Source organism: Pseudomonas sp. CFBP 13727 (assembly GCF_014841915.1).
GTDB lineage: Bacteria > Pseudomonadota > Gammaproteobacteria > Pseudomonadales > Pseudomonadaceae > Aquipseudomonas > Aquipseudomonas baltica.
The window spans coordinates 1,335,013-1,360,988 of sequence record NZ_JACYUT010000001.1 but is presented as its reverse complement, the minus strand read 5'-3'; the positions used below and the strand labels follow the sequence as shown (position 1 = coordinate 1,360,988).

Below are 25,976 nucleotides of genomic sequence, written 5' to 3'. Positions count from 1 at the left end.
CCGGTGCGGGCGACATGCCCGTCACCGGCGCGAGGGTTACAGAATGCTCAGCGGATAGCTGACGATCACCCGGTTTTCGTCGAACTCGCTGGTGCTGTAGTCGCGGCGCATGGTCGAGTTGCGCCAGCGCATGTTCAGGCTCTTGAAGGTGCCCGACTGCACGGTGTAGGCCAGTTCGGTTTCGCGGCCCCATTCCTTGCCGTCGGTGACGGTGGCGGTGTGCACATTGTCGCCGCTGATGTAGCGGTTCATCAGGGTCAGCCCCGGTACGCCCACGCCGGCGAAGTTGAAGTCATGGCGCAACTGCCAGGATTTCTCCTTGGCGTTCTCGTAGCTGGAGTTGTAGCTGTCGTTGGCCAGGGTGCCGCCACTGGTGCCGTTGACGCGCATCCAGCCATTGTCGCCGGTGACTTTCTGCAGACCGACATAGAAGGTGTTGCTGCCGTACTTGGCCGACAGCAGCGCCGACCAGGTCTTGTTGTCCAGGTCACCGGCCCGTGCGCTGCCGTCCTCCTTGCCATGGAAGAAGCCCAGGTTGGCACCCAGGGTCCAGTCGCCCAAGGGCTGGCTGTGGAGAATCTGCAGGTACTGCTGCTGGTAGATGTCCTTGAGCTCGGCATTCCACAGGCCGACCAGGGTGTTCTTGCCGTTGAAGGTGTACTCGCCACCGACGAAATTGAAGCGGTCGGAAGTGATGCCGGCGCGGCCCTGCAGGAACATGTCCTCCATGCTGGCGTCGTTGCGCGGGCTGTTCTTGCGGAACTGGCCGCCGTATAGCGTCAGGCCGTCGATTTCCTGGGAGGTGACCTGTCCGCCCTGGAAAGTCTGCGGCAGCGAGCGCCCGTCATCCGAGCGTAGGATAGGCAGCACCGGCATCCATTCACCGACCTTGAGCACGGTCTTGGATATCTTGGCCTTGGCGGCCACACCCAACCGACCGAAATCGTCGGCCGGGTCATTGCCGTCATGCACAGGCAACAACTGCGTGCCATAGGTACCACGGCCGCCGTCGAGCTTGACCGAGTACATGCCCAGCACGTCCACACCGAAGCCGACCATGCCTTGGGTATAGCCGGATTTGGCATCGAGAATGAAGCTTTGGGTCCATTCCTCGGACTTGCTCTGCGGGAAGGCCGGGTTGGTGTGATTGCGGTTGAAGTAGAAGTTGCGCAGGTTCAGCCCTACCTTGGCGTCCTCCAGGAAGCCGGACTCGGCCGCAAAGGAGGGCAGGGCGGCCGTGGCAACGGTCAGCGCAATCAGGTTGGGCAACAGACGGGGTGAACGACGGAAGTGCTGGCGCATGGGGTAAACCTATTGTTATTGATTTTATGATTGACGCACGCTTGTACGAGCAGGTCATGCATGTTTCTGAGTGTTGCGCGGATGGTGCGTTGGGGTGACGCCCGATTCAACCGACCGCACGGGAATACGTGCGATAACCGAACACTAACTAACTGGTTAATAACAAGTCAGTTATCTGGTCATCAGACCACTATTGCTCAAGATTGAACTTTCGGCCAGTTCCGTGTGACATTTTCTTCAGGAGCTACCCTGTTCGTGCCGATGTCACCGCCTGACCTGCATAAAAAACCACCGCAGGCGGTGGTTTTTTCTTGCAACGTTGCGCTTCAGCTTTTCGGCGCCTGCGCTGGCTGTGCCAACTGGGCCTGGCCCGTACGCTCGTACCAGCCGCCACCCAGGGCCTTGTACAGATTGACCTCGCTGGTCAGCTGCGAAAGCCGGTCGGTGATCAGCGATTGCTGGGCACTGAACAGCGAGCGCTGGGCATCGAGGAAGGTCAGGTTGCTGTCGATACCGATCCGATAGCGACGCTCTGCCAGACGGTAGTAATCCTGGTTGGCCTGTACCGAGTCACGCTGGGCCTGCAACTGCTCGTTGTAGGTCTTGCGTGCGGCGAGGCCGTCGGACACTTCCTGGAAGGCTGTTTGAATGACCTTCTCGTAGTTGGCGATGTTGATGTCCTTCTGGATCTTCGAGTAGTCCAGGCTTGCACGCAGCGCACCGGCGTTGAAGATCGGCAGGCTGATGCTGGGCGAGAACAACCAGCTGCCGGAACCGGCGTCGAACAGGCCGGACAACTGGCGGCTCGAAGTGCCGGCGTTGGCGGTCAGGCTGATGCTGGGGAAGAACGCTGCGCGAGCCGCGCCGATGTTGGCGTTGGCGGCCAGCAAGGCGTGCTCGGCTTCTAGGATGTCCGGGCGCCGGGTCAGCAGCTGCGACGGCATGCCTGCGGGCACTTCGCTGAGCAGGTCGGCATCCAGGCCACGGGCTTCGGGCAGGTCCACTGGAATACGCGTGCCCAGCAGCATGGTCAGGCTGTTGCGGTCCTGGGCCACCTGGCGGTGGTAGCGGGCCAGGCTGACGCGAGCGGTTTCCACCGCGGTGCGCGCCTGGCTCAGGTCCAGGGCCGAGGATACTCCCACTTCGGTGCTGCGGCTGGTCAGCTTGAGGCTTTGCTCGAACGCGCCCAGGGTGTCCTGGGTCAGTTTCAGCAGCGCCTGGTCGGCCTGCCAGGTCAGGTAGGCATTGGCCACGTTGGCCACCAGGCTGATCTGGGTGGAACGACGTGCCTCTTCGCTAGACAGGTAGGTCTGCAGCGCCTGTTCGTTGAGGCTGCGGATGCGGCCCCACAGGTCCAGTTCATAGGCGCTGACGCCTAGGGTGACCCCGTACTGGCTGGAGATGCCCGACTCGCCAAGCTGTGACAGGTCGGCCGGTGTGCGCTGACGCGTACCAGTACCGTCGGCGTTGATCGCCGGGAACAGATCGGCGCGCTGGATGCGGTACTGCGCCCGGTAGGCCTCGATGTTCAGGGCCGCCACGCGCAGGTCGCGGTTGTTCTCCAGCGCCACCTGCACCAGGCGCTCGAGCGCCGGGTCGGTGAAGAACTGCCGCCAGCCTTGCTCGGCCGCAGCCACTTCGGCCGCATCGGCGGGCGCGTAGGCCTCGCCTTGGGGAAACTGCTCGGCCACTGGCAGGGCAGGCTGCTGGTACTCGGGGATCATCGAGCAGCCGCCGAGCACGAAGGCGGCGACAGCGATGGATATCAGTGACTTGCTCATTGGCCAGCCTCTTCGTGTGTAATGGCTTTGTCGTTGCCCTTGTCCTGCTCGTGTTCCTTGTCGTATTTGCTCTTGAACATCGACGACACGGCCACGTAGAACATCGGCACCCAGAAGATTGCCAGGACGGTGGCGGTGATCATACCGCCGATCACCCCGGTACCGATGGCATGTTGGCTGCCCGAACCTGCGCCGCTGGAAATCGCCAGCGGGACAACGCCGAGGATGAACGCCAGCGACGTCATGATGATCGGCCGCAGACGCATGCGGCACGCCTCGGCTGCTGCATCGACCAGGCTCTTGCCCTGTTCGTGCAGTTCCTTGGCGAACTCGACGATCAGAATGGCGTTCTTCGCCGCCAATCCCACCGTGACCAACAGGCCCACCTGGAAGAACACGTCGTTGGACAAGCCGCGCATGCTGGTGGCGATCAGCGCACCGATCACACCCAGCGGCACCACCAGGAGCACCGCGATCGGGATCGACCAGCTTTCGTACAGGGCTGCCAGACAGAGGAACACGAACAGCAGCGAGATCGCGTAGAGCGCTGGGGCTTGCGAGCCGGACAGACGTTCTTCGTACGACAGGCCGGTGAACGAGTAGCCGATGCCATCAGGCAGTTTCTTCGCCAGCGCCTCGACCTCGGCCATGGCGTCACCCGAGCTGTAGCCCGGTGCCGGCGTACCCAGGATCTCCATCGCCGCCACGCCGTTGTAGCGCGACAGTTTGGGCGAACCGTAGATCCACTCACCGGTGGCGATGGCCGACAGCGGCACCATGGTCCCGGAGTCGTTGCGCACGTACCACTTGTTCAGGTCTTCGGGGGTCATCCGCGCTGCCGCTTCGCCCTGCACATAGACCTTCTTCACCCGACCGCGGTCGATGAAGTCGTTGACGTAGCTACCGCCCAAAGCGATGGACAGGGTCTGGTTGATGGTCGACAAGGTGATGCCCAGGGCACTGGCCTTCTCGTCATCCACGGTGAGCTGGTACTGCGGCTCGTCGTTCAGACCGTTGGGACGCACGCCCGCCAGGATCTTGCTCTGGGCGGCCATGCCGAGGAACTGGTTACGTGCCTCCAGCAGTTTTTCGTGGCCAACCCCGCCCTGATCCTGCAGGTAGAAGTCGAAGCCCGATGCGTTACCCAGTTCCAATACCGAAGGCGGGACCACGGCGAAAACCATGGCATCGCGGAAGCTGGCGAAATGCTTCTGCGCCCGCTCGGCGATCTTGAACACAGTCGTCTCGGCGTCGCGCTCACCCCAGGGTTTGAGCATGACGAACGCCAGGCCCGAACTCTGGCCACGACCGGCGAAGTTGAAGCCGTTGACACTGAACACCGACTTCACACCAGCGCCTTCGCCATTTTCCCCGTCGAGCAGGAAGGTACGCATCTCGTCGATGACCTTCTGCGTCCGCTCGGCCGAGGAGCCTGCAGGCGTCTGCACCTGGGCGAAAATCACGCCCTGGTCTTCTTCAGGCAGGAACGCCGAGGGGATGCGGGTGAACAGGAAGATCATGCCAGCGAAAATGATCAGATAAACGATGAACGCCGGCAGCTTGTGCGTGACCATGCGCTTCACGCCGTTCTCGTAGCTGACCACGCTGCGGTCGAAGGTTCGGTTGAACCAGCCGAAGAACCCACGCTTGGGTTGGCCGTGTTTTTCCGGATCGATCGGCTTGAGCATGGTGGCGCACAATGCCGGGGTGAAGATCAGCGCGACCAGTACCGACAGCGCCATGGCCGAAACGATGGTGATCGAGAACTGTTTGTAGATCACACCGGTGGAGCCGCCGAAGAAGGCCATCGGCAGCAGTACCGCCGAGAGCACCATGGCGATACCGACAAGCGCGCCCTGGATCTGCTCCATGGACTTCTTGGTCGCCTCCTTGGGCGACAGGTGCTCCTCCGCCATGACCCGCTCGACGTTCTCCACCACCACGATCGCATCGTCCACCAATAGTCCGATGGCCAGGATCATGCCGAACATGGTCAAGGTATTGATGGTGAAACCGAACGCGGCGAGGATGCCGAAGGTGCCGAGCAGTACCACCGGTACCGTCATGGTCGTGATGACCGTAGCGCGGAAGTTCTGCAGGAACAGGTACATCACCAGGAACACCAGCACGATCGCTTCGATCAGCGTGTGCACGACGCCGGAAATCGACTCGGTCACGGTCGGCGTGGTGTCATACGGGTAAACCACTTTCATGCCAGGCGGAAAGAACGGCTCCAGGTTGGCCACGGTGGCGCGAATCGCCTTGGCGGTGTCCAGTGCGTTGGCGCCGGACGCCAGCTTGATCGCCATGCCCGAGGCCGGCTTGCCGTTGAACTGGGCGTCGATGCTGTAGCTCTGGCCGCCCAGGGCGATGCGTGCAACGTCCTTGAGACGTACCTGCGAACCGTCAGCGTCGACCTTGAGCAGAATGTTGCCGAACTGCTCGGCGGTCTGCAGGCGGGTCTTGCCGATGATGGTGGCGTTGAGCTGGGTGCCAGGCACGGCCGGCAGGCCGCCGAGCTGGCCGGTAGCGATCTGCACGTTCTGCGCGCTGATCGCGGCGCTGATTTCCACCGGTGTCAGTTGATACTTGTTCAACTTGGCCGGGTCCAGCCAGATGCGCATGGCGTACTGCGAACCGAACACCTGGAAGTCGCCCACGCCCGAGGTCCGCGAGATCGGGTCCTGGATGTTGGAGACGATGTAGTTGGACAAGTCTTCACGGGTCAGCGTGTCGTCTTCGGCCACCAGGCCGATCACCAACAGGAAGTTCTTCACCGACTTGGTCACGCGCAGGCCCTGTTGCTGCACTTCCTGCGGCAACAGTGGGGTGGCCAGGTTGAGCTTGTTCTGCACCTGCACCTGGGCGATGTCGGGGTTGGTGCCCTGGTTGAAGGTCACGCTGATGGTCATGCTGCCGTCGGAGTTGCTCTCCGAGGAAACGTAACGCAGGTTGTCGATACCGTTGAGCTGCTGCTCGATGATCTGTACCACGGTGTCCTGCACGGTCTGTGCGGACGCACCTGGGTAGGTGACCTGGATGTCGATGGCGGTCGGCGCGATGGCCGGGTATTGGTTGATGGGCAGCTTGAGAATGGCCAGCCCACCCACCAGCATGATCACCAGGGCAAGTACCCAGGCGAAAATGGGGCGGTCGATAAAGAATTTAGACATCGATCACTCACCTTTGCCGTTGGCGGCAGGGGCGGACTGTTCAGGAGTCAGGTTGCCAGCATCCTTGACGGTCACATCGGCACCCGGCTTGACGTATTGCAGACCTTCGGTGATCAAGCGATCGCCGGCATTCAGGCCCTTCTCGATCACCCAATAAGCGCCATCGGTGCGATTGGCCACCAGCTGACGCTGCTCGACCTTGTTGTCCTTGTTGACGATCAAGGCGGTCGGGGTGCCCTTCAGGTCACGCGTCACGCCTTGCTGGGGCGCCAGGATGGCTTCGCTGCGCACACCGGCCTGCAGCTTGGCGTGCACGAACATGCCGGGCAGCAGCACGTGTTCCGGGTTGGGGAACACGGCGCGCAGGGTCACCGAGCCTGTGGCTTGATCGACCGACACTTCGGAGAACTCCAGCTTGCCGGCCTGGGCGTACTCGCTGCCGTCTTCCAGGGTCAGCTTGACCGAAGCGGCGTTGTCGCCAGCCTTCTGCAGCTTGCCGCTGTCAAGGTCGCGTCGCAGCCGCAGCATTTCGGCGGACGACTGCGTCACGTCGACGTAGATCGGGTCCAGCTGCTGGATGGTCGCCAGGGCGTTGGTCTGGCCATTGGTCACCAGTGCGCCTTCGGTCACGTCGGAACGGCCGATGCGGCCCGAGATCGGCGCCATCACCTTGGTGTAGCGCAGGTCGATCTGCGCGCTCTTCACCGAGGCCTCTGCCTGCAGCTGCTGCGAGCGTGCGTTGTCGTATTCCTGGCGGCTGACGGCTTGCTCGTCGATCAGCTGCTTGTAGCGCCCGGCCAGCGACTTGGCCGACTCAAGCGTCGCCTGGGAGCTGCCCAGCGTAGCCTCGTACACCGACGGGTCGATCTGGTAGAGCTGCTGCCCGGCCTTGACCTCGGTGCCTTCCTTGAACAGACGCTTGAGGATGATCCCGTTGACCTGCGGCCGTACTTCGGCCACGCGGTACGCGGTGGTCCGGCCCGGCAGTTCGCTGGTCAATGTGTAGGGTTGGGTTTTCAGGGTAACCACGCCGACCTGAGGAGCTTGCTGAGCCTGTTGCGGGGCTGCTTCTTCCTTTTTGTCACAGCCGCTGAGCAAGGTTGCCAGGGCGACGGCGGATACCAGAGCGGTAACAACTGGCTTGAATTGCATGAAGATCCTCGGGTCGTGAGCGCGGGGGAGGGCTCAAGAATAGTGGAAAGGTAAAAAAATGTTACGACTGGATTAATAGCTTACTAACGAATATACTTACATTCGTGGTTGTTTGTAAACAACTTGATGGCCTGATGCCCGCGACGTTGCGGCGCACCCATCGATATTCCGGACAAGCCCCGCACAAAAGGGATTCCCGGCCTGAGCAGGCGCTGCGTTACGCATCGCGCGTGCATTGAAGATTGAGGTTCGACTGCCATGGTTCGCCGTACCAAAGAGGAAGCCCAGGAAACCCGCAGCCAGATTCTCGAGGCGGCCGAGCAGGCCTTCTACGAGCGCGGCGTGGCGCGCACGACCCTGGCTGACATCGCGACCCTGGCAGGGGTGACGCGCGGCGCCATCTATTGGCACTTCAGCAACAAGGCGGATCTGGTCCAGGCCATGCTCGACAGCTTGCAGGAGCCGCTCGAGGAGCTGGCCCAGGCCAGCGAGAGCGAGGATGAGCCCGACCCACTGGGTTGCATGCGTCAGTTGCTGATCCGCCTTTTCCAGCAGATCGCCGTAGACCCCAAGACCCGCCGCCTCAACGAAATTCTGCATCATAAGTGCGAGTTCACCGATGAAATGTGTGACATGCGCCGCCAGCGCCAGTCGGTCAGCATCGACTGCAATGTGCGCATCGAACGGTCGTTGCGCAACGCCGTGAACCGCGAGCAGTTGCCGCACGATCTGGACACCGTCAGGGCGGCCATCGCCTTGCACGCCTATATAGATGGCATGGTCGGCCAATGGTTGCTCGTCCCCGACAGTTTCGACATCTATCAGGAAGCGGAGCGTTGGGTGGACCTGAGCCTGCAGACGCTGAGCCTGACACCGGCGTTGCGCAAATAAAGTTCTGAATCAAGTTGTAACAGCGCCCCCGCTCGCGCCATCATCGACCCGACACCATCCAGCCGCTGCCCGAGTACCTGCGTGCGGCGGACAGGTCACGACCGGTACCCTTTCATCATCCTGTTGCGAGCGTGTGAATGAGCGTGCAAAACCCGTTGCTCACCGGGGTCAACCAGCCGCTGCGCGGTATCGCGCTGATCTGTCTGGCAACGTTGCTGTTCGCCAGCCACGACGCCTTGTCCAAGTACCTCTCCGGGCTGTTCCCCATCGTTGTGGTGGTGTGGGCGCGCTACGTGGTGCACACCTTGCTGATGCTGGTCATATTCGTGCCGCAGACCGGGCTGTCCACGGTGATCCGCACCAAGCGGCCGGGGCTGCAGCTGTTGCGCGCGCTGTGCCTGATCGCCACCAGCCTGTTCTTCACCACCAGCCTGCGCTACATACCGCTGGCCGAAGCCACGGCGGTCAACTTCCTGGCACCGCTGTTGGTGACGGCGTTGTCGGTGCCGCTGCTCAAGGAAGTGGTGACCCGCGCGCAATGGGCGGCGGTGATCACCGGCTTCATCGGCGTGCTCATCGTGATTCGCCCCGGCGGTGCCCTGTTCACGCCGGCCATTCTGCTGCCGTTGATATCCGCGTTCTTCTTCGGCCTGTACCAATTGCTGACGCGCAAGCTCAGCAGCATCGACAGCCCGACCACCAGCAATTTTCTCGCCGGTATCTTCAATACGCTGATCATGAGCGCTGCGTTGCCGTTCTTCTGGCAGGCGCCAGGGTGGATCGATGCATTGTTCATGGTCGGGCTGGGCACCTGCGGCATGCTCGGGCATCTGTTGCTGACCCAGGCCTTTCGCCATGCCGCGCCGGCGCTGCTGGCACCGTTCAGTTACGGGCAGATCCTGTTCGCCGGGATGTATGGCTACCTGATCTTCGACCACACCCCCGATATCTTCGGGGTGGTGGGCATCAGCGTCATCTGCCTCAGCGGCCTGGCCGTAGCCTGGGCCCAGCGCAAGAAGCGACCGGTTGCCTGAGCGGGCCCCTTCGCGGGTAGAACCCGCTCCCACAGTTCCCGCGAAGAGGTCAGACCTGCCCGGCACACAAGCCATTTCCCCCTAGAACCCTGTGGGAGCGGGTTCTACCCGCGAAGGGGCCAGGCCTGCCCGGCATACATGCTACTTCTCGCCATGCCCGCGGCCGCGCAATTCCAGATTGGGCAGCGCCAGTGCCACGGCCACTCCCAGCAGGGAAATGCCGGCACTGGCCCACAGCAAGTGCTGGAAGGTCTGCGCCAGTTCCATGCGCAAGGCATCGCGAGCAGGGCCGGCCGCAGCGTTGAGCCCGGTCAGCAGCACGTTGTCGGTCATTACCTCGAGCCCATGACCGCTCAAGGCACCGTCCGCCAACTGCACACCGTGCAGCATGGCCAACAGCAAAGCCGACAGACAAGCCACTCCAACAGCGCCGCCCAGCGAGCGAAACAACGCCAGGGTACTGGTGGCCACGCCGATGTCCCTGGCCTGCACCGAATTCTGCGCGCCGACCAGCGAGGTGGGAAACTGCAGGCCGCAGGCGAACCCGGTCAACAGCATGAAGGTCACGCTGAGCAGCAGGTTGTCCGGGGGACTGAACGCCATGCCTAGAATCCCCAGCGGAGCGAGCAACGCCCCGGTCAGAATGATCGGTTTGTAGCGCCCGGTCTGCGATGTGCGACGCCCGCCCAGAAAAGCCCCGATGGGCAACCCCAATGCGAGTGGCAGCAGGTACAGAGCCGCCTGATCCGCGCCGGCACCGGTGACGGTCTGGAAGCGCAGGGGCATCATCACGCTCAGCCCGATGGCCTGGAAGCTGGTGAAAAACACCGTGCACCAGCACAGCACCGCTGCGCGATTGGCAAACAGATGCATCGGCAGCAGCGGTTCGCGAAAACGTCGTTCATGCCAGACAAAACCCAGCAGCGATGCCGCGGCAATTACCAGCAGCGCCCACACCTGGGTGTCGTCCAGCCCATGCCCCTGGCCAACGCGGGTGATGCTCATGAGCAAGGTGCTCAGGCCGACGATCATCAGCACCGTACCCAGGTAATCGATGATCGGCGTACGCTGCGGTATGGGCAGCCCCGCCAGCTTGCGGCTGGCGTACCAGCAGGCGAACGCGCCCAGCGGCAGGTTGATCAGAAACACCCAGCGCCACGACAGGTACTGCGTCATGTAGCCGCCCAGTACCGGGCCCAGCACGCTGGCGGCTGCGTACATGCTGCTGAAATAGCCCTGGTAGCGGCCACGTTCGCGCGGCGGCACGACATCGCCGATGATCGCCTGGCTCACCGAAACCATGCCGCCAGCGCCGACGCCCTGCAGCAGGCGCGCCAGCACCAGTTGCTCCATGCTCTGCGCCATGCCGCAGAACAGCGACGCCAGGGTGAACAATCCCGTGCCGATCAGAATCATGCGTCGGCGTCCATACAGGTCGCCCAGCTTGCCGTAGATCGGCGTGGCCACGGTCATGGCCACCATATACCCGGAGATCACCCAGGCCAGGCGGTCGACGTCGTTGAACTGGGCGGAGATCGCCGGCATGGAGACCGCAACGATGGTCTGGTCCAACGCGCCCAGGAAAATGGCCAGCATCAGGGCCACCAGAATGCTCTTGATGGCCGGCGGGGAGTGGCTGAGATCGGTCACAGGTAGGCCTGCAAAGAGACGCCCCGGCAAGATGGCCACGGGCTGCGGTCTTCGAGTGTACTTGATAGCTAGCTATCGGTTCTATTGGTGATCTGCGGTTTTTTTTCAACTCTGCCAGCATGACATCAGAGGCTGATGCGCAGGCGTGCCAGGTCACGCACCGGTGGTGCGCCGAAATGCCGGCTGTATTCGCGGCTGAACTGCGAAGGACTTTCGTAGCCCACGCGATACCCGGCGGCCGACGCATCGAGATCTTCGCTGAGCATCAGTCGACGAGCCTCCTGCAAGCGCAGCTGTTTCTGGTACTGCAACGGGCTCATGGACGTCACGGCCTTGAAACGGTGATGCAGGGTGGACACGCTCAGGTTGACTTCGCGAGCCAGGTCTTCGATGCGCAGGCTGCGCTGGAAATGCCGATTGATCCAGGCAATGGCCTGGCTGACTCGGTGGGTCTGGCTGTGGGCTACGGCGATTTCATACAAGCGGTGACCCTGTTGCCCGCCCAGCAGGCGATAGAGGATTTCCCGCCGCACCAGTGGTGCCAGCACGGCAATGTCCTTCGGTGTTTCCAGCAGGCGTACCAGGCGCAGCACGGCATCGAGAAACGCGGTGTCCATCTGCTCCACGTACAGGCCGCGCTGGGTCGAACGCGAAGGCACGCCCAGTGGCCCGGCGTCGGCGATCACCGCGTTGATTTCGTCGGGGTCGATGTCCAACCGCAGGGACAGGCTAGGGTCGCCGGGGCTGGCATCCAGGATCCGTCCCGAGATCGGCATGGCCACCGACACCACCATGAAGTTCAGCGGGTCGTAGATATAGCGCTCTTCCCCCAGGCGCACCTCCTTGCTGCCGTGGGCAAGGATGCACAGCGCCGGTTGCACCAACGCCGGGAACGACTGCACGCACTCTTCATAGCGCACCAGATGCAAGCCGCTGATCGCGGTGCCATGGCAGCCGGGTGCCTGTGCGCCACGGGCAATGCGCTCGGCAAGTTCGCAGCGACTTCGTTCCAGGGCAGGGTGCAGGGGCAGGGCAGCAGGTGCGGCGGGTTTCATGCAGGCTCCATGATCTGTGCATCACATGACCACGAGGATAATCCGCGCTTAATGCCAAGGGTAGACGATAGCTGCAGGATGTTTGCCCAATCCTGCCAAGTTGTAGGAGCGTCTTGTCCGAACCCGCACGTGCACTGTGCGTATCGGCATGAAAACCGCCACACAGGGCCGCTTGGGTTGATTGAAACTGCAACCCTGCAGGATCGGGCAAGACCTTGACAGGAAACGGCTAACCCCTGACATCGGGGGTTGCGTACTGTTGTCGCTGCAACCTTGTTCACCGCAGACCGTTCAATCAGGGAGAGTCGAGCATGAACTCATTATCTACCGTCAGTCACTGTGCCTTGGTCACCGCCCGGCATGGGCATTCCGAACAGGTCGGGCTGGGGTTGTCGGCACTGGTGCGGCCTGCGCTGGGCATGCCCGGCTGCCTGCATTTTGCAGTCCAGCGCAGCCACGGCGACGAGCGATTGTGGCAAGTGGCCGGCGTCTGGCGCGATCACGCCGCGATGACCGCCTGGTTCAAATCCCCCGGCATGCAGGTGTTCTCCGACCTGGTCCAGGGCCTGCTGGTCACCAGCCTCGATCTGCACACTTTCGAGGATGCCGCGATCGAACAGGCCAGCGCGGCCTGAGCTGCGTACAATCGTGGCTTTTGCATAGCTGCGAGGTACGTCATGGCACGCAAGGTATTCGAACATCACGAAGCGGTTTCAGCGGTAGTGCCCAATGAAGGCAGTTACCACGCCGCCATCGCCATCAAGGCCCTGCAGGGTGGTGGTGCGCCGCGGTTCCACAAGGTGCTCGACGGCCGGTCGTTTCGTACCGCGCACGAGGCCGATGGTGCTGCCGCCGAGGTTTTGCTGACTCTGGCCGCTGTCGGCGATGAAGGCGAGCCGCGCTTCGAGCCTACTTGACCTGCGGTCGGTGCATCTTGAACAGCGCCTGCGGACCGATCTCGAAATAATCGGCCGGCCCGCCGCCGCGCAGGATCGGACCGGCTGCGGCCGTGTCGTAGACCCCGTCCTTGAGCAATGACTTGGCGATGTGCACCGCCACCACTTCACCCAGGATCAGCCAGGTGGGCACTTCCTGCTGGTCGGCGCCCTTGAGCTGAATGATCTGCGTCACCTTGCACTCGAACGACACCGGCGCTTCGAGCACCCGCGGTACGCTGACGATTGTCGACGGTGCATGGTGCAGGCCACTGAGTTCGAACTCGTCGACTTCGGGGCCGACCGCGGCGCAGCTCTGGTTCATCTGCTCGGCCAGGGCACGAGTAGACAGGTTCCAGACGAATTCACCGGTCTGTTCGATGTTGTTCAGGCTGTCCTTGCGTCCCACACTGGCGAAACCGATGATCGGCGGCGTGTAGTTGAAGGCGTTGAAGAAGCTGTACGGCGCCAGGTTCAGGCGACCTTCACGGTCGTGGGAAGAGATCCAACCAATGGGCCGCGGGCCGACGATGGCGTTGAACGGGTCGTGGGGCAGACCATGGCCCTTGGCCGGCTCGTAGTAGTAGGTGTCATCCGACATCAGGGGCAATCCTCAGCGTTCAGGTGCCCCAGTGTGCGTCGGCCATGGCGGCCAGTGCAACTGCCCCCGCCTTTGCGGCGCAGGCATGCTCAGCTTCAGTCCGTTTCGATCCGTGAGTGCTTCTTGGTGTCCTTCATGAACACGTACACCAGCAGCGAGCAGGCGATGCAGGCGGTCACGTACCAGTAGTAACCGGTTTCCATGCCGATCTGCTTGAACCACAGGGCGATCAGTTCGGCGGTTCCGCCGAAGATCGACACGGTCAGCGCATAGGGCAGGCCGACGCCCAGGGCGCGGATCTCGGTGGGGAACAGCTCCGCTTTCACCACGGCGTTGATCGAGGTGTAACCGCTGACGATGATCAGCGCCGCCATGATCAGGAAGAACGCACCCCACCAGGTTTGAATGGTGTGCAGCGTGGTCAGGATCGGAACGGTACACACCGTGCCCAGCACCCCGAACGCGATCAGGATGGGGCGGCGTCCGATCTTGTCGGAGAGGGCGCCGACCACCGGTTGCAGGCACATGAACAGGAACAGCGTGGCCGCGGAGATAGCCGTCGAGTCCGCTTTGCTGAAGCCCACCGTGTTGACCAGGTATTTCTGCATGTAGGTGGTGTAGGTGTAGAAAGCCAGGGTACCGCCCATGGTCAGGCCGACCACGGTCAACAGTTCCTTGGGGTGGCGCAGCAGGGTGCGCATCGTGCTTTCCTTGGATTCCTTTTTCTGGGTGAAGGAGTCTGTCTCTTCCATGCCACGGCGCAACCACAGCGCCACCACTGCGCACAGCGCGCCGATCACGAACGGTACACGCCAGCCCCAGCTGAGCAGCTGCTCTTCGGTGAGTGTCTGCTGCAGCACGATCAGCACCGCCAGCGCGATCAACTGGCCGGAAATCAGGGTCACGTACTGGAAGCTGGAGAAGAAGCCGCGCCGTTCCCTGGTTGCCATCTCGCTCAGGTAGGTGGCGGACGTGCCGTACTCGCCGCCCACCGAGAGGCCCTGCATCAGCCGCGCCAGCACCAGCAGCACGGGCGCCCAGATGCCGATGGTTTCGTAGCTTGGTGTCAGCGCAATGACCAGCGAGCCAAAGCACATCAGCAATACCGACGCCATCAGCGCAGCCTTGCGGCCCTTGCGGTCGGCGTACAAACCCATCAGCCAGCCACCGATGGGACGCATCAGAAAACCGACGGCGAAGATCGCGGCGGTGTTGAGCAGTTGCGCGTTGAGGCTGTCCTTGGGAAAGAACACCTGGGCGAAATACAGCGAGAATGCCGCGTAGACGTACCAGTCGTACCATTCGACCATGTTGCCGACCGAGCCACTGAAGATCGACTTGACGCGGCTGGCGGTGGTGCGAGGCGGGGCGGATGCAGCGGTTGCCCCGGCGGGCAGGGTGTTGGAGTTATCCATGATGGATCCTTCTCATTATTGTTGGTAGCGCGTTGGTTCGCGCTTGCCAAGGCAATAGCAGGAGCCGTGCCAGCCGCTGCACCCCCCGCTTTCAGAGGGTTCACGAAAAAAAGCCGGCGGATTCTTGCCGATACGAGAGGTGGAGTGAGCGGATTCTTGCCTACTCGCGAAAGTCGTCGCGGGCCAGGCCGTGACGCTGCATCTTTTCGTTGAGGGTGCGCCGAGGCAGTTGCAGTTCCTCCATCACCGACTTGATATCGCCGCGGTGCCGCGCCAGTGCCGCGCGCAGGCATTGGGCTTCGAAGGCTTCCTGTTGTGCCGCCAGGGACAGCCGGACGCTGACCGTTTCCGCCGCTGGCGCGGCCAAGCCCAGCACGTGGCGTTCGGCAGCATTGGCCAGCTCGCGGACGTTGCCAGGCCAATCATGGCTGAGCAACTGGGCCAGTTGCGCCGAATTGACCGGCGGCGCCTGTCGCGCCAGACGCTTCGCGGTTGCCGCGGTGAAGTGATCGAACAGCCGCACGATGTCTTCGCGCCGCTCGCGCAATGGCGGCAGGCGCAGTTCGGCGACATTCAGCCGATAGGCCAGGTCTTCGCGAAACAACCCAGCCCGTGCCTGCTCCAGCAGGTCGGGCTTGCTCGCTGCGACCAGCCGCAGGTCAACCGGAATGCTCTGGTTGGAGCCCAGGCGCTCGAGCTTCTGCTCCTGCAGCACACGCAGCAGCTTGGCCTGCTGAGCCATCGGCAGGCTCTCCACTTCGTCGAGAAACAGAGTCCCGCCGTGGGCGTACTCCAATTTGCCGATGCGCTTGCCCTGGGCGCCGGTGAATGCACCGCTCTCGTGGCCGAACAGTTCGGCCTCGAACAATGCCTCGGGAATCGCGGCACAGTTGAGCGCTACGAAGGGTTTGCCAGCCCGTGGGCCGAAATCGTGCAGGCAGCGCGCAACCAACTCCTTGCCACTGCCGGTTTCGCCACGAATCACCACGTTGACCGGCAACTGCGCCAGATCCAGTACCTGGCGCCGCAGCTGGGCGATGGCGGGCGCAGCGCCCAGCAGGGTCGCCTGCAATTGCTCGCTGAAATCGGCCCGACTGTGCAGGCGCCGGTTTTCCAGAACCAGTCGACGCTTGTCCTGAGCGCGCTGCAGGCTGGTCAACAGGCTTTGCGGGCTGAAAGGCTTCTCGAGAAAATCGTAGGCACCCTCGCGCATGGCCTGCACCGCCATCGGCACGTCACCGTGCCCGGTCAACAGAATCACCGGCAACTCGGGGTCGCGGGCCTGGACCTGTGCCAGCAGGGCGAGCCCGCCCATGCCCGGCATGCGCACGTCGCTGAGTATGACCCCGGCGAAATCCGCCGGCAGCTGCGCCAGGCAGTCTTCGGCCTGGCTGAAGCGCTGCACCGAAAAGCCGCTGAGGCCCAACCACTGTTCAACAGCGTCGCGAATGCTCGCTTCGTCGTCGATGACCATCACTTGATTGCTCATGCAGGCTCCGTATCGATGGGCAGGGCAAGGGTGAAACGTGCGCCGTGTGCCAGGTTTTCCGCGCTCAACTGGCCGCCGTGTTCGTGAGCGATCGCCAGGGAGACCGCCAGCCCCAAGCCGAGGCCTTCGCCGATGGGCTTGGTGGTGAAGAACGGGTCGAACAAGTGTTCGAGGTGCTCGCTGGCGATGCCGCCACCGCTGTCGGCAATGTCCAGCTGCCATTGCTCGCCATGAAGCTGCAGGCTGATGTGCATGTCCTTGGCCGGCACCCCGGTCATGGCGTCCAGCGCGTTGCGCAACAGATTGATCAGCACCTGTTCGAGGCGAATCACGTCGCCGCGGACATAGGCCGGCCGCCGGACCTGCAACTGCAGGCGTACACCTGCCGCATGCAGGGGTGTTTCCAGCAACTGCAAGGCCTGGTCGAGCACCTGCGCCAGGTCGACTCGTTCGCGCACGCCGGCCGGGCTCTTGCGCGCGAAGGTCTTCAAATGAGTGGTCAAGGCCGCCATGCGTACCAACATCTGTTCCAGCGGCGCCAGGGCCTGGCGCGCCGCGTCGATGCGATCCTGATCGAGCAACAGCCGCAGGCTCGCCAGCTGCATGCGCTGCGCTGTCAGCGGCTGGCTGATCTCGTGGGCCAAGGCCGCCGACATCTGCCCCAATGCCGCCAGTTTGGCCGCCTGGACCAGGCCCTCCTGAGCATCGCGCAGCTCCCGGGTGCGTGCCCTGACCAGTGATTCCAATTGCTCGCGACCGCGCTGGCGCAGCGCAGCCAGGCGCCGACGCTGATTCAGCCAGAGGCCGCCGAAAACCAGGCTCAACCACAGGCCGGCCGCTGCCAGCGCGGCATTGCGGCTGTCCTCGGTACTCGCCATGGGAGGCTTGAGCAAGTGCAGGGTCCAGCCTTCGCTGGCCATCGGCAACGATGCCCACAGGTAGTCGGCCGTGCCTTGAGGGCCGTTGACGCGCACGTGCCGGGCCGCTCCATCGAGGTTGCCCAGCACCTGGTGGTCCAGCGGCTGCAAGGCTTGATCGTGATACTGACGGGTGCGCTGCAGTTCGGCGCGGTCGGCCTCGCTCAAAGGGTGCAAGGTGCGATACCGCCATCCCGGTCGGTTGGCGATGAACACCACCCCGCGCGCGTCACTGACCAGCAAGGTATCGGGCCCCTGCGCCCATTCCTGTTCCAGTTCGGGCAGCTCGAGCTTGACCACCATGGCACCGAGAAAGCCGTCCCGAGCGTCCTTGATCGCACTGGACAAGAAGTAGCCGGGAATGCCGCTGGTTACGCCTACCGCATAGAAACGCCCGCTGCCCTGGCTGACCGACTGGCTGAAATAGGGACGGAAGGCGTAGTTGTGACCCACATAGCTGGTCGGCAGACCCCAGTTGCTGGCTGCCACCGCCAGGCCCTGGCTGTCCAGCAGTTCCAGGGTCGACGACCGCGCCGCCGCGTTGATGCGCTCAAGCTTGCGGTTGAGCATGTTCTGGGTGGCCGGATCGATCGGCCCCTGCAGCGACTGCTGCAGCTGAGGATCCAGCGCCAGTACAGCAGGCAGGGTGCGATACCGTTCGATCAGGGTGTGCAGGCTGTTGGCGTACAGCGCCAACTGGCCATTGCTGCGTGCCGCCTCTTCGTTCTGCGCCAGCAGCTGGGCGTGACGGCCCGCCCATACGGCGCACAACGACGCGCCGGCCACGATGACCAGCACGATGACGGCCAGGCGTGGGGCGCGGGAACCGGTCACGGGCGCTATCGAGCCGTTGCCGACCTACAACAACTCGAAGGTGGCCTCTTTGACGTCCTCGGAGTCCAGCCCGATCATCACGGTGAACTGCCCGGCCTCGGCGGCCCGCACCAGTTGCTGGTTATAGAACTTCAGATCACCCTCGACGATATCGAATGTCAGGGTCTGGCTTTCGCCCGGCTTGAGCATCACCTTGCGGAAATGCTTGAGCTCCTTGACCGGTCGAGCCATCGAAGCAGCGACATCACGCAGATACAGCTGAACCACGGTCTCGCCGGCGACCTTGCCGACGTTGCGCACGTTGATGCTGGCCGTCACCTTGCCGTCGCGGCTCAGGCGCTTGCTCGACAGGCTGACGTCCGACAGGCTGAAGTCGGTGTAGCTCAAGCCGTAGCCGAAGGGGTACAGCGGGCCCTGCTCGCTGTCGAAATACTGCGAGCTGTAGTTGCCCGGATGCCCCGGCGTGAACGGTCGGCCGATGCTCAAGTGGCTGTAGTACAGCGGCACCTGGCCGACCGAGCGCGGGAAGGTGACCGGCAGTTTGCCGGACGGGTTGTAGTCGCCGAACAGCACGTCGGCAATGGCATTGCCGCCTTCGGTGCCGCTGTACCAGGTTTCCAGCACCGCATCTGCCTGGCGCTGTTGTTCCCCAATAGTCAGCGGGCGGCCGTTCATCAGCACCAGCACCAGCGGTTTGCCCGTGGCGCGCAGTGCAGTGATCAAGGCTTGCTGGGTACGCGGCAGGTCGAGGGCAACACGGCTGGCCGATTCATGGGTCATGCCGCGCCATTCGCCCACCGCGGCCACGATCACGTCGGCGTCGCGTGCCGCTGCCAACGCTTCGTCGATCAAAACCTGGCCGGAGCGTGGGTCGATGGCCTGCTTCACGTGCTCGGGGTTGAAGTGGGCGATGAAGTCCAGCGTCGCACGGTCATCGGTGAGATTCGCCCCCTTGGCATAAGTGACCTTGGCGGGGTCGGCCACGGCATTGCGCAATCCGTTGAGCAACGTCACCGATTGCGTTGCGACGCCGGCTGCCGACCAGCTGCCGAGCATGTCGTCCGGCGCGTCGGCGAGGGGGCCGATGAGGGCAATGCGCGCGTCTTTTTTCAGCGGCAGCGTCTGCTTCTGGTTTTTCAGCAACACCAGCGTCCTGCGCGCGACATCACGCGCTTCAGCGCGATGCAGGCGGCTTTCCGCGTTGACATCGGCCGGGTCGTCCTGGGCCTTGCCGATGCGCAGGTACGGGTTGGCGAACAGGCCCATGTCGTATTTGGCGCCAAGCACCTCGCGCACCGCGTTATCAATGTCGGCCTGGCTGATCTGGCCGCTCTTGAGCAGCCCCGGCAGATGTTCGCCGTACGCCTGGTCGTTCATGCTCATGTCGATGCCGGCCTTGATGGCCAGCTTGGCCCCCTCTCGGTCGTCGCTGGCCACGCCATGCTTTATCAATTCATGAATTGCACCGTGGTCACTGATGGTGACGCCCTTGAACCCCCATTGCTTGCGCAGCACATCCTGCATCAGCCAGGTATTGGAGGTCGCCGGCACACCGTTGATGGAGTTCAGGGCGACCATCATGCCACCTGCGCCAGCATCGACCGTGGCGCGATAAGGCGGCAAGTAGTCCTGGAACATCCGTTGCGGGCTCATGTCGACGGTGTTGTAGTCGCGCCCGCCCTCGATCGCGCCGTACAAGGCGAAGTGCTTGGCGCTGGCCATCATTCGGTCCGGGCTGGCCGGGCTGGGGCCCTGTATGTTTTCCACCATCACCCGGGCGATTTTCGACACCAGGTGGGTGTCTTCGCCAAACCCCTCGCTGATGCGGCCCCAGCGCGGATCGCGAGAGATGTCGACCATCGGCCCGAAGGTCATGTCGATACCGTCGGCCGCCGCTTCGGCGGTCGAGGTTCTGGCACTCAAGGCAATGGCTTCCATGTCCCAGCTCGCGGCCAGGCCCAGGCTGATCGGAAACTGCGTCCGGTGACCGTGGATCACGTCGTAGGCGAAGAACATGGGAATCTTCAGGCGACTGCGCTGCGCGGCATCCTGCATGGGCCTGTTGTCGGCGCGAGTGACCGAATTGAAAGTGCCGCCGATGCGCCCTGCGGCGATCTCGGCCTCGATGCGCTGGTGAGTCATTTCCCCACCGATGGCGATCAGGCGCAACTGGCCGATCTTCTCGTCCAGGGTCATGCGTGCGAGCAGGTCGGCAACGAATGCATCCTTGTTCTGCGGACCTAGGGAAGGGCTATCGGCATACGCGGTTTGCAAGGCCAGGCCAACGACGACACCCAGCAGACACAGCTTGTTCATTGAGTTCTTCTCTCTGGCCTACCGCAGGGATGCCGCAGCCGATTACGGATGACAGTGTTTTTATAGTTTGCCGGAGGTGTTTTAACGTATCGGCGCTCGTCAATCCAGTCGGGTGCCGGGATTGATACAAATGCATCCGCGCAAGCAGCGTCGAATCAAATCCCCCAAGTCCATTCACAGCCACTAAAATGCCTGCCTGAATAGACCCGAGATCCGTTTCGCCATGTCCGTCACCGACCCCCGCGCCGAATTCCTTGCCCTGCTCGACACCAGCCTGGCGCAGAACGCTTTCATCAAAGTGGTGCTGGCTCGCCATGTCGGCCAGGAACCGGACCTGCAGCGGCTGATCGTCAAGTTGGCGACCATCAAGGGCGAGCCTTGCCTGTCGTTCGTGTATCGCTACAAGACGCGCGACATCACCAAGAACTTCAGCCTGACCGATGGCCAGCAATTCATTGCCGACGCCTTGCCCGACACCTTCAAGAACGCGCACCTGCTGACCTTGACCGACGAGTTGCAGCTCGAATTCAGCAAGAAGAACAAGGCCAGCCTGCACCGCAACAAGCAACAGCAGGAGCGGGCCGCGCCGGAATTGGGTCACGATCGGGAGAAGAAGCGTTATCTGGAGCTGAGCCGGCCGTTTCTGCATGACCTGGGTGTCACCGACAAGCAGCAGCAGTTGATCCCGGCGATGTCGCGCAAGTGGAAACAGATCAACAAGTTCATCGAGGTGTTTTCTCACGCCTTCGCCTCGTCCGTGCTGGCCAGGACAGATGCGCCCGTGCGTGTCGCCGATTTCGGCTCGGGCAAGGGTTACCTGACGTTCGCCATCCATGACTATGTGGCCAACTCGCTGCAGCGTCAGGCTCGGGTCACCGGCGTCGAACTGCGTCCGGACATGGTCGAGTTGTGCAATGCCGCCGCCGCATCCTTGGAACATCCGGGGCTGGTGTTCGAGTGCGGTGACGTGCGTTCGGTGGTGCCCAGCGAGATCGACGTGATGATCGCCCTGCATGCCTGCGACATCGCCACCGACTACGCCATTCACACCGGCATCCGCTGTGGCGCGGCGATCATCATGTGCTCGCCGTGCTGTCACAAGGAAATCCGCCTGCAGATCCAGAGCCCAGGCTTGCTCAAGCCCATGCTGCAATATGGCCTGCATCTGGGCCAGCAGGCCGAGATGGTCACCGACAGTTTGCGCGCCCTGCTGCTGGACGCCTGTGGCTACGAGACCAAGGTGTTCGAGTTCATTTCCCTGGAGCACACCAACAAGAACAAGATGATTCTGGCGGTCAAGCGCGACACGTCCGGCCCGTCCGCCGAAGCGCTGGCGAAGATCGAGGAACTGAAAGCCTTCTACGGCATTCGCGAGCAGCGTCTGCAGACCCTGCTGCAGGAAGACGGTCTGCTGGGCCAGGCGCTGTGAGGCATCGGGACTACAAGTCGCCGGCATTGTGACCCATCCCTGACGAGCGCCACCATGAGCGCTCAAGCCAAGGGTTGGAGTTCGCAGTGACGCTCGACATCAAGCTGACGCCGCGCGAGCAGGAAGTGCTCGTCTGGAGTGGCAGAGGCAAATCCTCGTGGGAAATCTCGCGCATACTGGCCTGCTCCGAGGCCACGGTGAATTTCCATTTTGCCAACATTCGTCGCAAATTCGCCGTGGGCTCACGCAGCGTGGCCGTGCTGCTGGCACTGGAGAAAGGGTTGATATCGCTGTGGTGAGCGCCTGGTTGCGCTCGAGTCTTCAACGTTTCTTCTTCAACACCGCAGGCACGGCCACGTTCAATTGCGCACTGCCCAGGCCATGGCTGGTCGCGTCGAAGAAATACAGTGTCTTGCCGCAGCCGGCGAACAGTTCTTCGAAGCGCTGTTTCTGGCTGATGATCCAGGCATCGCTGAGCGGGAAGATCGACACATACAGGGTCTGTGCAGGCGCCAGACGCAGCGCCTGAAGGATGTGCGCATCGTCGCTGTCCAGGTTGTGGCCGAAGATGCACAGCGTGCCGTCTTGCCGGCTCAACTCGCCGTGGCACCAGCTCAGGTAGTCCGAATCACGGATGGTGCGCAGCTTCTGCGCACTGGGGCCTTCGTTGACCAGCAACGGCACATCGCCAGGCGTGTTGATCGCAAACCCGTCGAGCAAGGCTTCGCCCTCGGCGGTGCGTTGCCGGGTCGTACCGTCGCTGTTCTTGATCAGGTGCAGACCGCCGTGCAGGTACAGCACGCGGCAGCCTGTGGAGGCGGTGTGGCGAATGTCGAAACCGGTGTCCACGTCCATCAGCTCGGCAAAACCCTGCGTGTCGTGCTGCACGGCCCAGGGGCAGAGCAGGTCGTAGTTGCTGCTGTACACCGTGTCGAACGCGCGCAGTGCAAGGTTGAGCGCGGCCAGGCGCTGTTCATCGAGCAGGCGAAAGGGAATGTGCACGCTGCGCACCGCATGGATCAACGCTTCCTTGATCGCATAGTAGCGATTGAGCGGGGCGGTGGAACTGATCGCCAGGGCGGCATTGACCCGAATGGTACTGTTGAGGACCGCCAGCACCTGCTCGAAGCTGCGGGTCTGCAGCGATTTGAACAAGGCCAGGTCGGTCAGGCTCAAGGGTTTGTTGCGCACCTTTTGCGCGCGCTCGAACAACCCGTCGTAGGCGAAGCTGCGCCACACCGCGCGGCTGGCGCCGTTGCCCAGCAACAGGCTTTGTGCAGGCTGACGGCTATGCAGGGTTTGCCAGTCGTCGAGGTGGGCGTCGAAGGTGTCATGTGCCATGGTGATGATTCGTTCTACTCGTGTCTTGGGCAAGGGCGCGACTCTATCACGCCATGTCCTGTCATCCGACGCCGTCTATGCTGGGTCGGTTCACCGGCATCAAACCGCGCCGTTTTCGATCATCCGTGGAAGGACTACACATGTTGGCACACCTGTACAAGACGCTCTGCCTCACTGCTGCCATGGGCGCAGCTGCCTCGGCCCAGGGGCAAACCCCCGATCAGTTGGCTCATGCCGCCAACATTCCGCACCCTGCGGTCATTGCCCATCGAGGTGCTTCGTTCGATGCGCCGGAATCGACTCTGCCGGCCTACCTGCTGGCCCGTGACCTGGGCGCCGACTATCTGGAGCTCGATGTGCAGCGCACTCGCGACGGGCAACTGATCGCACTGCACGACGATACCTTGCTGCGCACCACCGACATCGCCAGCAAATTTCCCGAGCGCAAGGACAAGCCCGCCAGCGACTTCACCCTGGCGGAGCTGAAAACCCTGGATGCCGGCAGCTGGTTCAACGCAGCGCACCCCGAGCGCGCCCGTGGCAGTTACAAAGGCTTGAAGATTCTCACCCTCGATGAGGTACTCGACGTGGCGCAAGGCGGTACGCACACGCCTGGGGTGTACATCGAAACCAAGGTGCCGCAGCAGTTTCCTGGTATCGAGCGTGACCTCAAGGCCAAACTCGAGCAGCGTGGCTGGCTCGATGGTCAGCACCGGGTCGTGTTGCAGACGTTCGAAAAAGGCAGCCTGGAGCTGCTGGCCAAGGAAATGCCGCAGGTGCCCAAGGTATTGCTGCTATGGGTAGGCGAGGGCAGCATCGAGCCCGAATCCAAGGTGACGTTCGCAGCGTCCGGCATGAAGGACAAAGCGGCTTACTACGCCCAGCAACGGCCCCGCGACCGTGCCGAGTTCGAGCGCTGGCTGGACATTGCCAAAGCCAACGGCGCGGTGGGCACCGGCCCTTCGGCAGCGTTGACCGAGGGGGGAGAGGAGAGCTACATGGACCTGGTTCAGCCGTGGATGAACACGCTGGCTCATGACAAAGGTCTTCTGGTGCACGTGTATACCGTGGACGAGCCGGTCGATTTCAAGAAGGTCAGTGACGCAGGCGTGGATGGCATCTTCACCAACCGTACCAGCGAGCTGCTGAAGTTCTACAAGCGTCCTGCCGCTGAATCGGTCATCGAGGTTCTTCTACGCAACGGTTACTGACCTGCGGAAACGCCAACGGCGCGAATCCGCTTGACCTTGCAATTGCGCCTGGCAATTTGAAGGACGGAATTCGCGCCGCTGCAGAAGGTGCGGTGGGCTTATTTGCCAGCGCCGCTGCCGTTGCCGCCGCTGTTGCCCGAGCTGCCATCGCCTTTGGTCGCGCCCATCGGGGTAGGCCCACCATCGGTGGTGCCGGCATCTGCGCCCTGGCTCATCGAACCGGTCTTGCCGTCTATGCCAGTGGCGTTGCCATTGTCGGGTGACTTGTCAGTGCCTGGAATGACCTGCTTGCCCGATGGCGCTTCTGGCGTAGCCGTGGGGTTGCTGTCGTTGGACGCCGCCATCGCCGCGAACGACGAAGCCGACAGAAGACCGGCCAGAGCCAGCGAGGCAAGCTTTTTGCTAATCATCATGGTGCATCTCCGCAGTGATTGGGGTACAAGCATTGGGCCAGCGTCTTGCACGCAAGGTGCCGTCGAGGCGACGAGCGGCATCTCGTCGCAGCAATGCTTCTCAGCGGTATTGACGATGAAATCCAGGTGGATGGCGTCTGGCTGTATCAATGGAGATAGGCTGCCCGCGCTTCAGCCAGGCATCAAGGGTCTGGCCAAAGGTGTGGTCACTGCAATCGCGCAGCAGCATCAGCGGAATGTCCAGATGGCGCGCCACCGCTCGCGCGCTGTCACGCTCCTGATGCTGGAACACCTCGACCTCGGTCGGCGAAGCGTGGCTGGCCGGCAAGCGCTTCAACACCGTCCACGGATCGCTCTCCAGCAACAGAATCGCCCCCAGGGAAAGCCGCTCGAACGCTGTCAGATCGGTGCCCGACGAACGTGGGCGCTTACCCATCAACGCCACGTTTCCTTCCAGCAGCATCGACTTGCCACTGGCGGCGATGCTGGTCACGGCCAGTTCCAGTGCCTGGCGGTTGCGGTCTCGATTGGTCGCGTAGCGATCATCGCTCCATTTCACACAGGCCAGCACCTGCCTGACCAAACCCGAAGCGCTGCTGTGCAACACGCCCCGACGGTGCCCGTAATGCTCGCAATGCCAGGTTTTGCCCACGCCATGAATACCCGCTACCAGGATGATCATGATGGATGTCCCTATCAAGTAAGAGGATATTACTAGGCTGGATAGGTAACTGAACCGTCAACATCAGTGTCAGAAATTTCTTCGCAATGTTGGGTGGTTTTCTGATTGAGTTGGCGTAACTGGCTGTTTGATCGAGAAATGAAGGGTGCTGGGCGGGGGGCTTTGCAAGGTTGCGAGCAACGAATCTGTGCTGATCGATGCGCTACATCTGCATCTTGTTTATCTGTATAGCTGGTGCCAATGGGACAGTTTCCACACCATGCGGTACAGCAGAGCTGGTATCAGCCCTTGAAACCTGCGAGCTGTTGCGGATAACTGCGTTTGAAACGTTCACTCCGCAGCAGGCCTTCACACG

The 25,976-nt window shown here is 62.5% G+C and carries 21 protein-coding genes; 7 read left to right on the top strand and 14 right to left on the bottom strand.

Annotated elements, in window-relative coordinates:
- Positions 1–36: 36 nt before the first annotated feature.
- The 4 genes from IFT76_RS06020 to IFT76_RS06005 form a co-directional block, all read right to left on the bottom strand.
- On the bottom strand, positions 37–1,302 hold the full coding sequence (locus IFT76_RS06020) for an OprD family porin (protein WP_122479409.1): 1,266 nt from the start codon (positions 1,300–1,302) through the stop codon (positions 37–39).
- 326 nt (positions 1,303–1,628) lie between these two features.
- Positions 1,629–3,083, bottom strand: coding sequence for an AdeC/AdeK/OprM family multidrug efflux complex outer membrane factor (locus IFT76_RS06015; RefSeq protein ID WP_122479408.1), 1,455 nt, complete (start codon positions 3,081–3,083; stop codon positions 1,629–1,631).
- Positions 3,080–6,256: an efflux RND transporter permease subunit gene (locus IFT76_RS06010; protein ID WP_192057636.1), complete on the bottom strand. Its 3,177-nt coding sequence runs from the start codon at positions 6,254–6,256 to the stop codon at positions 3,080–3,082. The genes IFT76_RS06015 and IFT76_RS06010 overlap by 4 nt, the downstream gene beginning before the upstream one ends.
- 3 nt (positions 6,257–6,259) lie before the next feature.
- Positions 6,260–7,408 carry an efflux RND transporter periplasmic adaptor subunit gene (locus IFT76_RS06005; RefSeq protein ID WP_122479406.1) on the bottom strand — a complete coding sequence of 383 codons (1,149 nt, stop codon included), beginning with the start codon at positions 7,406–7,408 and terminating at the stop codon, positions 6,260–6,262.
- Positions 7,409–7,666: 258 nt separating this feature from the next.
- On the opposite strand from IFT76_RS06005, the gene IFT76_RS06000 reads away from it, so the two are divergent.
- Together IFT76_RS06000 and IFT76_RS05995 are read left to right on the top strand one after the other, a co-directional pair.
- Positions 7,667–8,299: a TetR family transcriptional regulator gene (locus IFT76_RS06000; RefSeq protein ID WP_192057635.1), complete on the top strand. Its 633-nt coding sequence runs from the start codon at positions 7,667–7,669 to the stop codon at positions 8,297–8,299.
- 137 nt (positions 8,300–8,436) lie between these two features.
- Positions 8,437–9,333, top strand: coding sequence for a DMT family transporter (locus tag IFT76_RS05995; protein WP_122479404.1), 897 nt, complete (start codon positions 8,437–8,439; stop codon positions 9,331–9,333).
- A gap of 141 nt (positions 9,334–9,474) precedes the next feature.
- Here IFT76_RS05995 and IFT76_RS05990 read toward each other — a convergent pair whose 3' ends face one another.
- Entirely contained in the window at positions 9,475–10,983 is a 1,509-nt protein-coding gene (locus IFT76_RS05990) for an MDR family MFS transporter (protein WP_342365566.1), read from the bottom strand.
- Between the two features lie 125 nt (positions 10,984–11,108).
- Positions 11,109–12,038, bottom strand: coding sequence for an AraC family transcriptional regulator (locus tag IFT76_RS05985; protein WP_122479402.1), 930 nt, complete (start codon positions 12,036–12,038; stop codon positions 11,109–11,111).
- 311 nt (positions 12,039–12,349) lie between these two features.
- Here IFT76_RS05985 and IFT76_RS05980 point away from each other — a divergent pair, with 311 nt between their 5' ends.
- The gene (locus tag IFT76_RS05980; RefSeq protein ID WP_192053660.1) at positions 12,350–12,673 is read left to right on the top strand and encodes a putative quinol monooxygenase; all 324 of its coding nucleotides are present in this window, start codon (positions 12,350–12,352) and stop codon (positions 12,671–12,673) included.
- Between the two features lie 42 nt (positions 12,674–12,715).
- On the top strand, positions 12,716–12,955 hold the full coding sequence (locus tag IFT76_RS05975; RefSeq protein WP_192057634.1) for a hypothetical protein: 240 nt from the start codon (positions 12,716–12,718) through the stop codon (positions 12,953–12,955).
- On the opposite strand, the gene IFT76_RS05970 is transcribed toward IFT76_RS05975, so the two are convergent.
- From IFT76_RS05970 to bglX, 5 genes are all read right to left on the bottom strand, one after another.
- Positions 12,948–13,574, bottom strand: coding sequence for a flavin reductase family protein (locus tag IFT76_RS05970; RefSeq protein ID WP_185793993.1), 627 nt, complete (start codon positions 13,572–13,574; stop codon positions 12,948–12,950). The two genes, IFT76_RS05975 and IFT76_RS05970, sit on opposite strands and share 8 nt — an antisense overlap.
- A gap of 95 nt (positions 13,575–13,669) precedes the next feature.
- Positions 13,670–14,989, bottom strand: a complete 1,320-nt coding sequence (locus IFT76_RS05965) for an MFS transporter (RefSeq protein ID WP_122479398.1) — start codon at positions 14,987–14,989, stop codon at positions 13,670–13,672.
- A gap of 160 nt (positions 14,990–15,149) precedes the next feature.
- Complete coding sequence (locus IFT76_RS05960; RefSeq protein WP_122479397.1) at positions 15,150–16,478, bottom strand: sigma-54-dependent transcriptional regulator; 1,329 nt, start codon at positions 16,476–16,478, stop codon at positions 15,150–15,152.
- A complete protein-coding gene (locus tag IFT76_RS05955) occupies positions 16,475–18,229 on the bottom strand; it encodes a sensor histidine kinase (protein ID WP_342365565.1) in 1,755 nt (584 codons plus the stop codon). The genes IFT76_RS05960 and IFT76_RS05955 overlap by 4 nt, the downstream gene beginning before the upstream one ends.
- A 24-nt stretch (positions 18,230–18,253) precedes the next feature.
- Complete coding sequence (gene bglX, locus IFT76_RS05950) at positions 18,254–20,545, bottom strand: beta-glucosidase BglX (protein ID WP_192057633.1); 2,292 nt, start codon at positions 20,543–20,545, stop codon at positions 18,254–18,256.
- Between the two features lie 223 nt (positions 20,546–20,768).
- On the opposite strand from bglX, the gene IFT76_RS05945 reads away from it, so the two are divergent.
- On the top strand, positions 20,769–21,974 hold the full coding sequence (locus IFT76_RS05945; protein WP_192057632.1) for a class I SAM-dependent methyltransferase: 1,206 nt from the start codon (positions 20,769–20,771) through the stop codon (positions 21,972–21,974).
- 86 nt (positions 21,975–22,060) lie between these two features.
- Positions 22,061–22,273: a response regulator transcription factor gene (locus IFT76_RS20895; protein ID WP_277305613.1), complete on the top strand. Its 213-nt coding sequence runs from the start codon at positions 22,061–22,063 to the stop codon at positions 22,271–22,273.
- A 22-nt stretch (positions 22,274–22,295) separates the two neighbouring features.
- Here the strand turns inward: IFT76_RS20895 and IFT76_RS05935 are convergent, their stop codons facing one another.
- Positions 22,296–23,315 (bottom strand): DUF4917 family protein, encoded by a 1,020-nt coding sequence (locus IFT76_RS05935; protein WP_192057631.1) that lies wholly within the window; start codon positions 23,313–23,315, stop codon positions 22,296–22,298.
- Between the two features lie 140 nt (positions 23,316–23,455).
- Here IFT76_RS05935 and IFT76_RS05930 point away from each other — a divergent pair, with 140 nt between their 5' ends.
- A complete protein-coding gene (locus IFT76_RS05930; protein ID WP_192057630.1) occupies positions 23,456–24,526 on the top strand; it encodes a glycerophosphodiester phosphodiesterase in 1,071 nt (356 codons plus the stop codon).
- A gap of 98 nt (positions 24,527–24,624) precedes the next feature.
- Here the strand turns inward: IFT76_RS05930 and IFT76_RS05925 are convergent, their stop codons facing one another.
- Both IFT76_RS05925 and IFT76_RS05920 read right to left on the bottom strand, forming a co-directional pair.
- Positions 24,625–24,939: a hypothetical protein gene (locus tag IFT76_RS05925; RefSeq protein ID WP_185793985.1), complete on the bottom strand. Its 315-nt coding sequence runs from the start codon at positions 24,937–24,939 to the stop codon at positions 24,625–24,627.
- Positions 24,940–25,039: 100 nt separating this feature from the next.
- A complete protein-coding gene (locus IFT76_RS05920) occupies positions 25,040–25,621 on the bottom strand; it encodes a hypothetical protein (RefSeq protein WP_185793984.1) in 582 nt (193 codons plus the stop codon).
- Positions 25,622–25,976 lie beyond the last annotated feature (355 nt).